This window comes from Streptomyces sp. NPDC036822, assembly GCF_055609145.1.
Map to the genome: position 1 here is coordinate 35,514 of NZ_JBVJPY010000006.1, position 14,831 is coordinate 50,344.

16 protein-coding genes are annotated in these 14,831 nt (G+C 74.1%); 2 read left to right on the forward strand and 14 right to left on the reverse strand.

The features are described from left to right. Positions 1–82: 82 nt before the first annotated feature. Positions 83–1,264, forward strand: a complete 1,182-nt coding sequence (locus ACZ68P_RS15880) for a THUMP-like domain-containing protein (RefSeq protein ID WP_471006439.1) — start codon at positions 83–85, stop codon at positions 1,262–1,264. Positions 1,265–1,355: 91 nt separating this feature from the next. On the opposite strand, the gene ACZ68P_RS15885 is transcribed toward ACZ68P_RS15880, so the two are convergent. The 7 genes from ACZ68P_RS15885 to tsaB all read right to left on the reverse strand — a co-directional run bounded on the left by ACZ68P_RS15885 (position 1,356) and on the right by tsaB (position 6,534). After that, positions 1,356–2,564, reverse strand: a complete 1,209-nt coding sequence (locus ACZ68P_RS15885; RefSeq protein WP_471007137.1) for an RNA polymerase sigma factor — start codon at positions 2,562–2,564, stop codon at positions 1,356–1,358. 78 nt (positions 2,565–2,642) lie between these two features. Continuing rightward, on the reverse strand, positions 2,643–2,999 hold the full coding sequence (locus ACZ68P_RS15890; RefSeq protein ID WP_471006442.1) for a YciI family protein: 357 nt from the start codon (positions 2,997–2,999) through the stop codon (positions 2,643–2,645). Between the two features lie 119 nt (positions 3,000–3,118). Continuing rightward, positions 3,119–3,985 carry a polysaccharide deacetylase family protein gene (locus ACZ68P_RS15895; protein WP_471006444.1) on the reverse strand — a complete coding sequence of 289 codons (867 nt, stop codon included), beginning with the start codon at positions 3,983–3,985 and terminating at the stop codon, positions 3,119–3,121. Between the two features lie 23 nt (positions 3,986–4,008). Then, a complete protein-coding gene (locus ACZ68P_RS15900) occupies positions 4,009–4,287 on the reverse strand; it encodes a hypothetical protein (RefSeq protein WP_365718542.1) in 279 nt (92 codons plus the stop codon). After that, positions 4,284–5,387: a tRNA (adenosine(37)-N6)-threonylcarbamoyltransferase complex transferase subunit TsaD gene (gene tsaD, locus ACZ68P_RS15905; protein WP_471006447.1), complete on the reverse strand. Its 1,104-nt coding sequence runs from the start codon at positions 5,385–5,387 to the stop codon at positions 4,284–4,286. Before tsaD ends, ACZ68P_RS15900 begins: the two co-directional genes overlap by 4 nt. Beyond that, positions 5,387–5,851, reverse strand: a complete 465-nt coding sequence (gene rimI / locus ACZ68P_RS15910; RefSeq protein WP_365718647.1) for a ribosomal protein S18-alanine N-acetyltransferase — start codon at positions 5,849–5,851, stop codon at positions 5,387–5,389. The genes tsaD and rimI overlap by 1 nt, the downstream gene beginning before the upstream one ends. 29 nt (positions 5,852–5,880) lie before the next feature. Beyond that, positions 5,881–6,534: a tRNA (adenosine(37)-N6)-threonylcarbamoyltransferase complex dimerization subunit type 1 TsaB gene (tsaB, locus tag ACZ68P_RS15915; RefSeq protein WP_471006448.1), complete on the reverse strand. Its 654-nt coding sequence runs from the start codon at positions 6,532–6,534 to the stop codon at positions 5,881–5,883. Between the two features lie 101 nt (positions 6,535–6,635). On the opposite strand from tsaB, the gene ACZ68P_RS15920 reads away from it, so the two are divergent. Beyond that, positions 6,636–7,199 carry a hypothetical protein gene (locus ACZ68P_RS15920; RefSeq protein ID WP_471006450.1) on the forward strand — a complete coding sequence of 188 codons (564 nt, stop codon included), beginning with the start codon at positions 6,636–6,638 and terminating at the stop codon, positions 7,197–7,199. A 191-nt stretch (positions 7,200–7,390) separates the two neighbouring features. Here ACZ68P_RS15920 and ACZ68P_RS15925 read toward each other — a convergent pair whose 3' ends face one another. From ACZ68P_RS15925 to glmS, 7 genes are all read right to left on the reverse strand, one after another. Next, a complete protein-coding gene (locus tag ACZ68P_RS15925) occupies positions 7,391–7,561 on the reverse strand; it encodes a hypothetical protein (protein WP_365718533.1) in 171 nt (56 codons plus the stop codon). 122 nt (positions 7,562–7,683) lie between these two features. After that, the gene (gene tsaE, locus ACZ68P_RS15930; protein WP_471006452.1) at positions 7,684–8,178 is read right to left on the reverse strand and encodes a tRNA (adenosine(37)-N6)-threonylcarbamoyltransferase complex ATPase subunit type 1 TsaE; all 495 of its coding nucleotides are present in this window, start codon (positions 8,176–8,178) and stop codon (positions 7,684–7,686) included. A gap of 10 nt (positions 8,179–8,188) precedes the next feature. After that, positions 8,189–9,364: an alpha/beta fold hydrolase gene (locus ACZ68P_RS15935; RefSeq protein WP_471006453.1), complete on the reverse strand. Its 1,176-nt coding sequence runs from the start codon at positions 9,362–9,364 to the stop codon at positions 8,189–8,191. A 66-nt stretch (positions 9,365–9,430) separates the two neighbouring features. Beyond that, the gene (gene alr, locus ACZ68P_RS15940) at positions 9,431–10,594 is read right to left on the reverse strand and encodes an alanine racemase (protein WP_471006456.1); all 1,164 of its coding nucleotides are present in this window, start codon (positions 10,592–10,594) and stop codon (positions 9,431–9,433) included. Positions 10,595–10,876: 282 nt separating this feature from the next. After that, positions 10,877–12,352 carry an NAD(P)H-hydrate dehydratase gene (locus ACZ68P_RS15945; RefSeq protein ID WP_471006458.1) on the reverse strand — a complete coding sequence of 492 codons (1,476 nt, stop codon included), beginning with the start codon at positions 12,350–12,352 and terminating at the stop codon, positions 10,877–10,879. A 246-nt stretch (positions 12,353–12,598) separates the two neighbouring features. Beyond that, the gene (locus ACZ68P_RS15950; protein WP_471006460.1) at positions 12,599–12,967 is read right to left on the reverse strand and encodes a holo-ACP synthase; all 369 of its coding nucleotides are present in this window, start codon (positions 12,965–12,967) and stop codon (positions 12,599–12,601) included. Between the two features lie 4 nt (positions 12,968–12,971). Next, entirely contained in the window at positions 12,972–14,819 is a 1,848-nt protein-coding gene (gene glmS, locus ACZ68P_RS15955) for a glutamine--fructose-6-phosphate transaminase (isomerizing) (RefSeq protein WP_365718522.1), read from the reverse strand. Between the last annotated feature and the right edge of the window lie 12 nt (positions 14,820–14,831).

Sequence of the window (14,831 nt, forward strand, 5' to 3'; positions counted from 1 at the left end):
GCGGCGACCCCTCCCGCCCCCGCGACACCGCCGCGCCGCGCGCACCATCCCCCGGCCGGCCCACACCGGGCCAGGCCGCACAATGGGGCGGGTGACCGACCTCGCCTCCTTCGCCGCCCTGCTCACCCCCGAGGGCCAGACCCTGCTCGCCTCCCTGCGCGACCATGACCCCGCCCAGGAGCTGGCGGTCGTCTCCCGGCTGCGCCGCGACCACCCCGCCGAGCTGGTCACGGCGGCCGTCGGACAGGCCAGGCTCCGGCAGCGCGCGGTGGCGAAGTTCGGCGCCGAGGACGCGTACCGGATGTACTTCACGCCGCACGGCGTCGAGCAGTCCACCCGGGCCTCGGTGGGCACCTACCGGGCCCGCCGCCTCGCGGACCTCGGGGTGCGGTCCGTCGCCGACCTGTGCGGCGGGATCGGCGGGGACGCGATCGCGTTCGCCCGCGCCGGCATCTCCGTCCTCGCCGTGGACCGCGACCCGCTGACGGCGGAGGCCGCCCGCGCCAACGCCGACGCGCTGGGCCTGGCCGGCCTGATCGAGGTGCGGTGCGCGGACGTGACGGAGGTCGACACGGCGCCCTACGACGCCGTCTTCGTCGACCCGGCCCGTCGGGGCGGCCGCGGCAGGATCTTCGACCCGGAGGCGTACTCGCCCCCGCTCTCCTGGGCGATCGAGGCCGCCCGCCGGGCCCCCCACGCGGCCCTGAAGATCGCTCCGGGCGTGCCGCACGAGGCCGTTCCCGAGGACGCGGAGGCCGAGTGGATCTCGGACGGCGGCGACGTGAAGGAGGCGGTGCTGTGGTTCGGCACCCGCCCCGGAGCGGTCCGCGCCACCCTGCTGCCCTCCGGCGCGAGCCTGACCGGCCGCGGCCTGCCCGACCCGGCCGTCCGCCCGGTGGGCCGCTACCTCTACGAGCCGGACGGCGCCGTCATCCGCGCCCATCTGGTGGCCGAGGTCGCCGAGGAGCTGGACGGCGGCCTGATCGACGAGACGATCGCCTACGTCACGGCGGACGCGCTGATCCCGACCCCGTACGCCACCGCGTACGAGATCACCGACCGGCTCCCCTTCAACCTCAAGAAGCTGAAGGCCCTGCTGCGGGAGCGCGAGGTCGGCACCCTGACGGTGAAGAAGCGCGGCTCGGCGGTCGAACCGGAGGAACTGCGCCGCAGGATCAAGCCGAAGGGCCCGCGCTCCGCGACGGTCTTCCTCACCCGGGTCGCGGGCGCCCCGACGATGCTGATCGGCCACCCGGCCCGCTAGCGCGTGGCGCGGGCCGCACCGACGGCCGCACCCTCAGGCGCCCTCAGCGGCGAGGCTCCGGAGGCGCGGAATCCGGGTTCCGCGAGGCCGGTCATCCGTCCGTGGTCGTCCCCCGGGCGCGGGCCAGGAGGAGGTCCCGCTCCCGGGCGTTGCGGGTGAGGGCCGCCGCCCGCTCGAACTCGGCCCGCGCCTCGGCGCCGCGGCCGAGCCGGTCCAGCAGGTCGCCCCGGACGCTCGGCAGTAGGTGGTAGTCCTTCAGGGCCGGTGCGGCGGCCAGCGCGTCGACCAGTGCGAGACCGGCCTCCGGCCCGTCCGCCATCGACACGGCGACCGCGCGGTTCAGCTCCACCACCGGGGAGGGCGCGACGGCCGCCAGCCGGGCGTAGAGCGCCGCGATGGTGCGCCAGTCCGTCTCCTCGTAGGTCACCGCCCGCGCGTGGCAGGCGGCGATGGCCGCCTGGAGCGTGTACGGGCCGAAGTCCCCGCCCAGGCCGGCCCGTTCCAGGGCGGCGAAGCCGCGCCGGATCAGCAGCCGGTTCCAGCGGCCGCGGTTCTGCTCGGAGAGCAGGACGGGCTGCCCGTCCGGGCCGGTCCTGGCCGCCGTCCGGGACGCCTGGATCTCCAGCAGGGCCGCGAGGCCGTGGACCTCGCCCTCCTCGGGCATCAGGCCGGCGAGGACCCTGGCCAGCCGCAGGGCGTCCTCGCAGAGCGCCGGACGCAGCAGGTCGTCGCCCGCCGTCGCCGCATACCCCTCGTTGAAGACCAGGTAGATGACCTCCAGGACGGATCCGAGCCGGGCCGCACGCTCCTCGCCGTACGGGACCTCGAACTCCACCCCCGCCTTCGCCAGGCTCCGCTTCGCCCGCACGATCCGCTGGGCGACCGTCGCCTCCGGCACGAGGAAGGCCCGGGCGATCTCGTCCGTGCGCAGCCCCCCGACCAGCCGCAGGGTGAGCGCCACGCGCGCCTCGGCGGAGAGCACGGGATGGCAGGCGGTGAAGATCAGCCGCAGCAGGTCGTCGTCGATGTCCCCCGGACCGGACGGCTCGGGGTCGTACGTCTCCTCGGCGAGGTCACGACCCACCTCGGCGAGCTTGCGGGCGTACGTCTCGCGTCGCCGTACGAGGTCGACGGCGCGGTTCTTCGCGGCGGCCGTCAGCCACGCGCCCGGCCGGTCCGGGACTCCCGTCCGCGGCCACTGCTCCAGGGCGGCGACGAGCGCGTCCTGGGCGATCTCCTCGGCGATGCCGACATCGCGGACGATCCTCGCCGCGGCGGCGATGATCCGCGCCGACTCCATCCGGAAGACCGTCTCGACGCTGCCGGCGGCGGTGTGTGCTGTCACGGCTCACATGACAGCACACCCGCCGGCCGGATCTCAGGACTCGTCGAGCTGGCGCACCTCCGCGGTGACCTTCCAGCCCGCCGGGTGCAGCTCCAGGAAACGCCGGGTCCACTCCAGCGCCTCGGCCTTGTCCTTGCACTGGCTGAGGGAGTAGCCGCCGACGACCTCCTTGGTCTCGGTGAAGGGGCCGTCGGTGTAGCTGATCTTCCCGTCGGACCAGGTCACCCTGGTGCCCTCGGAGGTCGGCAGGAGACCGGCCGTGTCCAGCATGACGCCGGCCTTGGTGATCTCCTCGAAGAGCGCGCCCATGCGCTCGCCGAACTCGGGTCCTGCCTCCTCCATGTCGATGGTGTTCTCCTCGATGCGGATCATCGTCAGGAAGCGCGGCATGGTGACTCCTCGGTGGTGCGGCGGCGGGGTCGTTCCCCGCCTCTCACTCATACGTCGACCGGACGGACCCCGCATCGACACGTCCACCGGGACTTTTTTCCGGACGTGGTCCGGCGGGCTCAGACGTAGTCCTCCAAACGGGCCACCGTGAAGCCCTGCTCCTGTATGCGGCGCAGCATGTCGGCCGTCATCTCGGTCATCGTCGCGCCCTTGAGCTCGGCCGGGCCCCGGAAGTGGGCCAGGATGATGTCGCCGGGACGCAGCTTCCGGTCCGCGCGCTGGTACTGCATGTTCGTGATCTGCATCGACTCGCGCCACAGCACGATGGCGTCTACCCCGCAGCTCCCGGCGGCGGCGCGGGTGTCCTCGTTCCAGTTGCCGTACGGCGGGCGGAAGAGCCGCGGGGCCGTGCCGTACTTCTCGGTCAGCCTCGTCTGCTGGCCGCAGATCTCCCGCTGCTGGGCGGCCCGGCCGAGGGTGCGCAGGTTGGGGTGGGTGAGGGTGTGGTTGGCGACGCCGTTGCCGAGGGCGGCGAGCGGCTCGAAGTAGCCGTAGTCGGTGCGTATCGCCGAGTCGGTGAGGAACATGGTCACCGGGACCTGGAGTTCCCTCATCATCGTCACGAACTCCGGGTTCTTCTCGGCACCGTCGTCGATGGTGACGAAGACGACCTTGTCGGTCGTCGGTATCTCGCTGATCACCGGCACGGGCGCGCCCGCCGCCCGTCGGACCGGCTTGACCTTCGGCGGGGCGGGCGGCGGGGCGAAGGGTTCGAGCCCCCACTTGCGGTAGGCGGCGGCCGTCCTCGCCTCCCGCGCCCGCTTGTCGTCCCCTGCCGGGGGCGCCTGGTCCGTCCTAGCCGAGGGGGCCGCCGAGGGCGCGGCCGGCGGGGCCGTCCGGGGGGCGGCGTCGGCACCCGACGTACAGCCCGTCACGAGCAGGGCCGCGACGGTCAGTACCGCCCACGCCACGATCTTCTTGTCCACGCCGTGTTTGATGCGCGAACGGGTCAGGAGGTTGCGCCCTCGGCGAGGGAGACCGACTCGAAACGCCAGCGGTGCACCGGCCGCGTGATCATCTCCGCGGCCGGTTCGGGCAGTTCGGGCAGGTCGGCGTCGACGGCGTCCGCCTCCCACCAGGTCAGCACGAGGACCCGGTCCTGCGCCGCGCGGAAGGTCTCCCGGCGCAGCGGCGCGTACGGCAGCGTCCGCGCCCGGGCCCACTCCAGGAGCTCGCCCGCCCGGCCCTCGACCGCCCGCGCCTCCCACATGAGGGTCACGGTGGTCACGAGTACAGGTTCTCCTTGCTGACCTCGTGCACGTGGTCGTGCCCGTGGGCGTGCGCGCCCGGCACGTGCGGGTCGGTGACCGGCAGGGACGAGTCCGCGGACAGCTCCAGGTCGGAGGCCGGCCGGTTGCGGGCCACCATCTCGGCGCCGAGCGCCGCCACCATCGCGCCGTTGTCGGTGCAGAGCCCCGGGCGCGGCACGCGCAGCCGGATCCCGGCCCGCTCGCACCGCTCCTCGGCCAGGGCCCGCAGCCGCGAGTTGGCCGCGACGCCGCCGCCGATCATCAGGTGGTCGACGCCCTCGTCCTTGCAGGCCCGGACGGCCTTGCGGGTCAGCACGTCCACGACCGCCTCCTGGAAGGACGCCGCCACGTCCCGTACCGGCACCTCCTCGCCCGCCGCCCGCCTGGCCTCGATCCAGCGGGCCACGGCGGTCTTCAGACCGGAGAAGGAGAAGTCGTACGCCGGGTCCTTGGCGCCGCTCAGGCCGCGCGGGAAGGCGATCGCGTTCGGGTCGCCCTCCCTGGCGAGCCGGTCGATCACCGGGCCGCCGGGGAAGCCCAGGTCGAGCACGCGCGCGATCTTGTCGAAGGCCTCGCCGGCCGCGTCGTCGATCGTGGCGCCCATCGGCCGGACGTCGGCGGTGATGTCGGGCGCGAGCAGCAGCGACGAGTGGCCGCCGGACACCAGGAGCGCCATGGTCGGCTCGGGCAGCGGGCCGTGCTCCAGCTGGTCGACGCAGATGTGCGAGGCCAGGTGGTTGACGCCGTACAGCGGCTTGCCCAGGGCGTACGCGTACGCCTTGGCGGCCGAGACGCCGACGAGCAGCGCACCGGCGAGACCCGGTCCGGCGGTGACAGCGATGCCGTCGAGGTCCTTGGCGGAGACGCCGGCGTCCCTCAGGGCGCGCTCGATGGTCGGGACCATCGCCTCCAGGTGGGCGCGGGAGGCGATCTCCGGGACCACTCCGCCGAAGCGCGCGTGGGTGTCCACGCTCGACGCGATGGCGTCGGCCAGCAGGGTCGTGCCCCGCACGATGCCGACGCCGGTCTCGTCGCAGGAGGTCTCGATGCCGAGTACGAGCGGTTCGTCAGCAGCCATCAGTCAGTCGTCTCTGTTCCTTGAACGGTCAATCGCATGACAAGCGCGTCCACGTTGCCGGGCTGGTAGTAGCCGCGCCGGAAGCCGATGGGCTCGAAGCCGAAGCGCGCGTACAGCTTCTGGGCCCGGGTGTTGTCCACGCGTACCTCCAGCAGCACCTCTTCGCACTCGAAGGCGGTGGCGTGCTGGAGCAGGTCGGTGAGCAGCCGGGCGCCGAGCCCGCTGCCCCACTGGTCCCGGGCGACGGCGATCGTCTGCACGTCGCCGAGTCCTCCGGCGGCGGCGAGCCCGGCGTAGCCCACCAGCCGGCCGCCCGCGGGCTCCTCGGCGACGACGTAGCGGCGGGTGGCGCCGGGGCCGCGCGCGTGCGCCAGCTCGGACCAGAACATCCCCTCGGACCAGGCATCCTCGGGGAAGAGCTCGTGTTCGAGTGCGAGCACGGGCTCGATGTCCCACCAGCGCATCTCCCGCAGCACGGCGGCGGTCAGGGCGGTCACTGCGGAGTGACCACCTTGTAGTTCTTCGGCACCTGCGCGTCGGGGCGGCGCAGGTACATCGGCAGCGGGTCGAGGAAGTCCGTCCCGGCGGCGAGCTTCTCCGCGGCGAGGGCCGCGAGCGCGGCGGCGGACTGGTGCTCGGGGTCGCGGGCGTCGGCGAAGACCTCGGGGTAGAGGCGCGCGCCGGCGCCGACGGCGGGCAGCCCGGCGACGTCCTCGGCGATCTCGGCGGGCCGGTCGACGGCCGCGTCGGTCACCCGCGTACGGGAGTCGTCGTACCGCGCCCAGTAGACCTCCTTGCGGCGCGCGTCCGTCGCGACGACGAACGGCTCCTCGATCCCGGAGGCGTACGCGAGACCGTCCAGCGTGCACAGGCCGTGCACCGGCACGCCGAGCGCGGAGGCGAAGGTGGCGGCGGTGACCAGGCCGACCCGCAGGCCGGTGTACGGCCCCGGCCCGACGCCGACGACGATGCCGGTGACGGCGTCGAGCGTCAGTCCGGCCTCCGTGAGGACCCGGTGGACGGCGGGCAGCAGCAGCTCCCCGTGGCGGCGGGCGTCGACCTGCCGCGACTGGGCGACGACGGAGTCGCCGTCGTGGAGGGCGACGGTGACGGCGGGTGTGGCGGTATCCATGGCGAGCAAGAGCACGCAAACAGCCTACGGCTCCCGGCACCCGGGCACGGCGCCCCGTGGCACCGGACGGCTGCTGCTACCGTCACCACCGATACATACGTACGGAGGAGGCCACGGTGGCAAGGAGCAGCTCGGGATTCGTGGCCGGGCTCACCGCGGCGGCGCTCGCGGCGGTCGCCTTCCTCGCCTATCAGGCGTCGGCGAACGCCCCGGCCGATGTGTCGGCCAAGCCCCGGACGCCGGCCGCGGCGCCGTCGGCGGAGTCGACCGGCGGGCCGAAGCCCAAGCCCAAGGACCCGCTCGCCGTCCCGGGGAACTCCGGCAGCGGCGCCCGCGTCGTGTACGCGCTGTCCGAGCGCCGCGTGTGGCTGGTGGACGCAAAGGGCCAGGCGACGCACACCTTCTCGGTGGCGCCGAGCACGGTCGACCCGAAGCCGGGGGCGTACAAGGTGACCTCGCGCTCGGGCTCGGTGACCGGTTCGGACGGCGTGAAGATCGAGCACGTGGTGCGGTTCGCGACGGTCGACGACGTCACGGTCGGCTTCAGCGCGGCGGTCGACGGCTCGCTCCCGACGCCGGATCCGACGCGGAAGACCGGCGGCATCCGCATGAAGCGGGCGGACGGTGACGCGATGTGGACGTTCGCCGCGATCGGCGCGAAGGTCGTCGTCGTCGCGTAGCGGTTACGTGTCCGGCCCGCCCTCCGGGGAGGGCGCATCACCCGCAGGGGTGAGGGCGGGAACGGTGGACCGGCGGGGAGATCGGCGCACGGGGATCAGGACAGAGCCGCGGGCGTCGCCGCCCGCTCGCCGGCCCCGGGCGGACGCCGAGTGCGGCGAGCGTGCAGGGTGGCCGCTCCCCCGGACCGCTCCTACGCGGCCTCGCGGCGCGCAGGAGCCTCGGGCTCGATGTCCGGGGCGGCCTCGGGCTGCTCGTCCGGCTCGCGCGGCGGGGTCGAGACCGCGCTCGCCGCGGCACAGGACGCCAGCAGATCGCTCATCGTGATCCGGTCCGCTGCGCGTGCCCGCTCTGGCGTCGCCATGAATGCCTCCCGTAGGTTAGGTACACCTAACCAGCTTGTGCCTCCATGTCACCACGGCTCGTACGACCGATGCAACATCTTCCCGACACCTTGTCGGAAGCTACGTACGTTCCCTTACCCCGTCAGCCCCGGAGGTCAAGCGTCGAGTCCGCCCAGCGGTCGCCGATCCCGCGCAGGACGACGGTGCGCCGGTCGTCGTCGGTGTCCCCGACGACCCGGTGGATGAGGACGTGCAGCCGGTCGTCCGTCAGGTCCTCGACCTTGCCGTCGCCCCACTCCACGACCACCACCGACTCGGGCAGCGAGACGTCGAGGTCGAGGTCCTCCATCTCGTCCAGGCCGCCGCCGAGGCGGTACGCGTCGACGTGGACCAGGGCCGGACCGCCGACCAGGGACGGGTGGACGCGGGCGATGACGAACGTCGGCGAGGTGACGGCGCCCCGGACGCCGAGGCCCTCGCCCAGGCCGCGGGTCAGCGTCGTCTTCCCCGCGCCCAGCTCGCCGGTGAGCATCACGAGATCGCCGGGGCGCAGGAGTGCGGAGAGGCGGCGGCCGATCTCCCGCATCTCCTCGGGGGAGTCGACATCGAGCGTGGCTGCGTTGTGCGGTGCTTCCATACGGGCCAACTTATCCGTTGCCCGAGCCCGCTTTCGCGCCCGTCGGGGAGGGGACCGCGCCGACCCGGACGAGGAGGTCGGCCAGCCGGTCGGTGACCGCCTCGGGGTGCTCCAGCATGACCAGATGGCCGGCGTCGGGGACGATGACCAGCTCGCTGTCCGGCAGCAGGTCCGCGATGGCCTCGGTGTGCGAGCTGGGGGTGACCAGGTCGCGGTCGCCGGCCAGCGCGAGCACGGGCACCTCGCGGAAGACGGGCAGCGCGTCCGCCTTGTCGTGCTCGCTGAAGGCCGGGTAGAACTCGGCGACCACGTCGATCGGGGTCGCCTCGATCATCCGTTCCGCGAACCGGGCGACCGCCGGATCGACGTCCTTCGACGAGAACGAGTACTTCTTGATGAGCCCGGCGAAGAGGTCGGCGGTGGCCCTGCGGCCCCGTTCGACCAGCTCCGCCTGCGTGCCGAGCGCCTTCAGGACGCCGGGAAGGACACGCCGTATCGCGTTGACGCCGGCCGTGGGGAGCCCGTAGTTCACCTCGCCGAGCCTGCCGCAGGACGTGCCGACGAAGGCGACGCCGACGACCCGTTCCCTGATCAGCTCGGGATAACGGTCGGCGAGCGCCATGATCGTCATGCCGCCCATGGAGTGGCCGACCAGGACCAGCGGCCCCTCGGGCGCGGCCGCGTCGATGACCGCCTTCAGGTCGCGGCCCAGCTGGTCGATGGTGACGGGCACCCCGTCGGGCCCGGCCTGGGCGACCCCGCGGGCCGAGCGTCCGTGACTGCGCTGGTCCCAGTGGACGGTACGGACCAGTCCGCGCAGGGCGGCCCGCTGGAAGTGCCAGGAGTCCTGGCCGAGGCAGTACCCGTGGCTGAAGACGACGGTGACGGGGGCGGGTGCCTTGCGGCCGAAGAGGCGCCGTCTGCGCGGGGCGCCGGCCTCGGGATCCACCTCGTCGATCTCGTAGTACAGCTCGGTGGTGTCGTCGGCGAGCGCCTTGCCCGGTGTGCCCCGCAGGGCGCCGTAGGGGGCGGAGGCGTCGAGGGCGAGCCGTGCCTTCTGCCGCATGCCGCGTCCGACGGTGAGCCGTTCGAGGGCGACGCCCGCGGCGGCGCCGGCCGCGAGCACGCCTATCGCGGCGCCTGCGAACCCGGCGCGGCGCCAGGGGTCGGTGCTGGACTCGCTCACTCCCGCTCCTTGATGACTCGTACCGCTCGTCGGTCCGGTTTCCGGCTCGGCCTTTCCGGCGTGAACCTAGCCGTCCGACTCGTTCAGGTAGACGCGCGGGACGCGCCCGCCGATGCGGGTGACGATCTCGTACGCGATCGTGTCCGCGGCCACGGCCCAGTCCTCGGCGGTCGGCTCGCCCCGGTCGCCGGGGCCGAAGAGCAGCGCCTCGGCGCCGGCCTCGACGGCGTCGCCGCCCAGGTCGACCACGAACTGGTCCATGGCGACCCGGCCGGCCACCCGGCGGACCCTGTCGCCGACGAGGACGGGCCCGCGGCCGGAGGCGTGGCGCGGGATCCCGTCGGCGTAGCCGAGGGGGACGAGACCGAGGTGGGTCTCGTCCTCGGTGACGTAGTGGTGTCCGTAACTGACGCCGTGCCCGGCCGGCACCTGCTTCACGAGTGCGATGCTCGCCTTGAGCGACATCACGGGCCGCAGGCCGAAGTCGGCCGGGGTGCCCATCTCGGGGCTGGGCGAGACGCCGTACATGGCGATACCGGGCCGGACGAGGTCGAAGTAGGTCTCGGGAAGGGTCAGGGTGGCCGCCGAGTTGGCGAGGTGCCGGACCTCCGGCTCGACGCCGGCCTTCTCGGCGTACTCCAGCATCGTGCGGAAGACGTCGAGCTGGGAGGCGATGGAGGGGTGGCCGGGTTCATCGGCGCAGGCGAAGTGCGACCAGAGGCCGGTGACCCGCACCAGACCCTGGCTCTGGGCCTTCAGGGCCTCGCCGACGAGCTGCGGCCAGTCGGCGGGCTGGCAGCCGTTGCGGCCGAGCCCGGTGTCGGCCTTGAGCTGGATCCGCGCCGGCCTGTCCGCCCCGCGTGCCGCCTCGACGACCTCGCGCAGGGCCCACAGGCCGCTGACCGCCATGTCGAGGCCGGCCTCGATCCCGGCGGCCCACGGGTCGCCGGGGGTCCACAGCCAGCACAGGACGCGGGCGTCCGCCTCCGTGATCCCGGCCGCACGCAGGGCCAGCGCCTCGTGCGGGGTGGCGGTGCCGAGCCAGGTGGCGCCCGCGTCGAGAGCGGCGCGGGCGCAGGGCAGGGCGCCGTGTCCGTACGCGTCCGCCTTGACCACGGCCATGACCTGGGCGTGGGGCGCGACGCGGGCGCGCAGCGTGCGGACGTTCGCACGCAGCGCGCCGAGGTCGATCTCGGCGCGTGCTCGGCGGGGCGGCGGTGTCTCAGTCATCGCGCCCAGTCTCTCAGGTGTCGGCTCCCGGGCCGCTTTTCCCCGCCTGTCGACCCGGTCACCCCGTCGTGCCCCACCCGCGATCCCGCACCGCGGAACCCCCGGCCCGGACGCGGCGACGGCGGGGTGAGGACGGGGCGACGTCCTGGCCGCCGGCCTGGCGGACCACGGCCGCGCGAGGAACGGACCGCTGCCCGGGAGGTGTTGGGCCTGGGTCCGCGATGTCACCCGACCGGCGTCATCAGCACGGGGGCGCCGGGGGCGGGTTGGGCATGACACGGCCTACGACGTCACGTCCCGCCACGCGCCGGGCAGGGCCTCCGCCACCTCCGTCGCCGTGACCGGGGCGCCGCCGGAGGCGCGGCGGGCCGCGAGGCCGTGGAGGTACGCCGCCACCGAACCGGCGTCCAGGGCCGGGAGGCCCGCCGCGAGCAGCGAGCCCGCGAGGCCGGACAGGACGTCGCCGCTGCCGGCCGTGGCCAGCCACGACGTGCCCGTCGGGTTGACCCGTACCGCCGCCCCCGCGGTCTCCCGGACCTCTCCCTCCACCGAACCGCCCGGCCCGCCCGGCGCGGCCACCAGCGTCGTCGACCCCTTGAGCAGCACCGTCGCGCCGAAGCGCTCCGCCAGTTCCCGTACCGCCGCGAGCCGCCCCGCCTCGACCTCCTCGCGGGAGACGCCGAGCAGCGCCGCCGCCTCGCCGGCGTGCGGGGTGAGCAGCGTCGGGGCGGTGCGCCCGCGCACGACCGACACCGGCAGGTCGCGCAGACCGTCCGCGTCCACCAGGACCGGTACGTCCGAGGCCAGGACCTCCTCGACCCCCGGCCCGTCGCCGAGGCCCGGGCCGACCACCCAGGCCTGGACCCGTCCGGCCTTCCGCGGCGGACCGGCGTGCACCAGCGTCTCCGGGAAGCGGGCGATCACCGCGTCCCCGGCGGGACCCACGTACCGCACCGCGCCCGCCCCGCCCCGGAGCGCCCCCGACACCGCGAGGACGGCCGCGCCCGGGTAGCGCGCGGAGCCGGCGACCACGCCCACGACACCGCGCCGGTACTTGTCGCTCTCCGCACCGGGCACGGGCAGCAGCCTGGCGACGTCCTCGTGCTGGAGCGCCTCCAGTTCGGCCACCGACGGCAGATGGTCCGCGAGGCCGATGTCGACGAGCCGCAGCGCCCCGGCGTACTCCCGGGCGGGATCGATCAGCAGCCCCGGCTTGTACGCGCCGAACGTCACCGTCGCGTCCGCCCGCAGCGCCTCCCCCGCCACCTGCCCGGTGTCCGCGTCGACACCGCTCGGCAGGTCGACGGCGACGACGACCGCGTCCGAGCCGCGCGCCGCCCGGGCGACCGGGACCGCGTCCGGCCGCAGCCCGCCGCGCCCGCCGATGCCGGTGATCCCGTCCAGGACGAGATCGGCGGCCGCCAGGGGCTCGAACGGATCGTCCTCCGCCACGCGCCCACCGGCCGCCCGCAGCGCCGCGAGACCGCCCTCGTGGGCGCGCGAACCCAGCAGGACGGCCGTCACGCCCGCCCCCCGCCGCGCGAGCCGGGCGCCGGCGTACAGCGCGTCGCCGCCGTTGTCCCCGCTGCCGACGAGGAGGACGACTCTCGCTCCGTACACCCGGCCGCGCCCCAGAAGCGAGACGCAGGCGGCGGCGAGTCCGGCCGCGGCCCGGTGTATCAGCGCGTCCTGCGGCAGACGGCTCATCAGCTCGGCCTCTGCAGCCCGTACGGTCTCCACGCGGTAAGCGGTACGCATGTCCCGCAGTCTGCCGCACCGCCCAAGCCGACGCCCGGCCAGGACCGTTGCGCCGGGCCGGGTTCGGAAGGGCCGCGCCCGGGTCACTTCATGGTCCGCGCCCGGGTCCGGGACCGCGCCCGGGCCCACACGCGAGTCCGGGCCAGGGTCCAGACCCGGGTCCGCGCCCGGGCGGAGGGCCCACGCGCGGGGCCCGGCCGTCGCGCGGCCGGGCCCTCGTTGCTCACCTCGCGCGCGGCGCGTGCCTCACCCCTCGGCGATCACCACCGCCGACGCCACCCCCGCGTCATGGCTGAGCGAGACGTGCCAGTGCTTCACCCCCAGCTCCGCCGCCCGCGCCGCCACCGTCCCGCGCACCCGCAGGCGGGGCCGCCCGCTCTCCTCGACGTACACCTCCGCGTCCGTCCAGTGCAGACCGGCGGGGGCGCCGAGCGCCTTGGCCAACGCCTCCTTCGCGGCGAAGCGGACGGCCAGCGAGGCGGCCCCCCGCCGGTCGCCGCTCGGCAGCAGCAGCTCCCCGTCGACGAAGAGCCGCCCGAGCAGCCCGGGGGTCCGCTCCAGAGAGGCCGCGAAGCGGTCCACCTCGGCCACGTCGATCCCCACCCCGATGATCATTCGCTCACTCCACGGTCACGGATTTCGCCAGGTTGCGCGGCTGGTCCACCTCGTTGCCGCGCGCCGTCGCCAGTTCGCAGGCGAAGACCTGGAGCGGGACGGTGGAGACCAGCGGCTGGAGCAGCGTAGGCGTTGCGGGGATGCGGATGAGGTGGTCGGCGTACGGGGCGACGGCCTCGTCGCCCTCCTCCGCGATCACGATGGTCCGCGCGCCGCGGGCCCGGATCTCCTGGATGTTGGAGACGACCTTGTCGTGGAGGACGGACCGGCCCTTGGGGGACGGGACCACCACGACGACCGGCAGGTCCTCCTCGATGAGCGCGATCGGCCCGTGCTTGAGCTCCCCGGCGGCGAAGCCCTCGGCGTGCATGTACGCGAGTTCCTTCAGCTTAAGCGCGCCTTCCAGGGCCACGGGGTAGCCGACGTGCCGGCCGAGGAAGAGGACCGTGTCCTTGTGCGCGAGCGAGCGGGCCAGCTCGCGCACCGGCTCCATGGTCTCCAGGACCCGCTCGACCTCGTCGCCGATCCGGGCGAGCTCCCGGATCACGGCGCCGATCTCGTCGCCCCACTTCGTCCCCCGTACCTGCCCCAGGTACAGCGCGACCAGGTAGCACGCCACGAGCTGCGTCAGGAACGCCTTGGTGGACGCGACGGCGACCTCGGGGCCGGCGTGCGTGTAGAGGACGGCGTCCGACTCCCTCGGGATGGTGGAGCCGTTCGTGTTGCAGATGGCGAGCACCTTCGCGCCCTGCTCGCGGGCGTGCCGCAGGGCCATCAGGGTGTCCATGGTCTCGCCGGACTGGGAGATCGCGATGACGAGGGTGCGCCGGTCGAGGATCGGGTCGCGGTAGCGGAACTCGCTGGCCAGCTCGACCTCGCAGGGGATGCGGGTCCAGTGCTCGATGGCGTACTTCGCGATGAGGCCGGAGTGGAAGGCGGTACCGCAGGCGATGATGACGACCTTGTCGGCCTCGCGCAGCACGGTGGCGGGGATGCGCACCTCGTCGAGCCTGAGACGGCCCTCGGCGTCGATGCGGCCGAGGAGGGTGTCGGCGACGGCCTTCGGCTGCTCGGCGATCTCCTTGAGCATGAAGTAGTCGTAGCCGCCCTTCTCGGCGGCCGAGGCGTCCCAGTCGACGTGGTACGACCGGACCTCGGCGGGCGCCCCGTCGAAGTCGGTGACGGTCACCCCGTCGCGCCGCAGTTCGACGACCTGGTCCTGTCCCAGCTCGATGGCCGCCCGGGTGTGGGCGATGAACGCGGCCACGTCCGAGGCGAGGAAGAACTCGCCCTCGCCGACCCCGACCACGAGAGGGGAGTTGCGGCGGGCGCCGACGACCACGTCGGGGTCGTCGGCGTGCACGGCGACCAGCGTGAACGCCCCGTCGAGGCGGCGGCACACCATGCGCATCGACTCGGCGAGGTCCCCGCAGGAGGAGAACTGCTCGGCCAGGAGGTGGGCCACGACCTCGGTGTCCGTCTCGGACGCGAGGTCGTGGCCGCGCTCCTGCAGTTCGGCGCGCAGGGCGGCGAAGTTCTCGATGATGCCGTTGTGGACGACGGCCACGCGCCCCGCGTTGTCGAGGTGCGGGTGCGCGTTGGCGTCGGTCGGGCCGCCGTGCGTGGCCCACCGGGTGTGTCCGATGCCGGTGGAGCCGCTCGGCAGCGGCCGGTCCACCAGTTCCTTCTCCAGATTGACGAGCTTGCCCGCCTTCTTCGCCGCGGCGAGCCCTCCGTCGGAGAGCACCGCGACGCCGGCCGAGTCGTAGCCCCGGTACTCGAGCCGCTTGAGGCCCGCGATCACCACATCAAGCGCCGACTGCCCGCCGACGTAACCCACGATTCCGCACATGGCGGCAGCCTA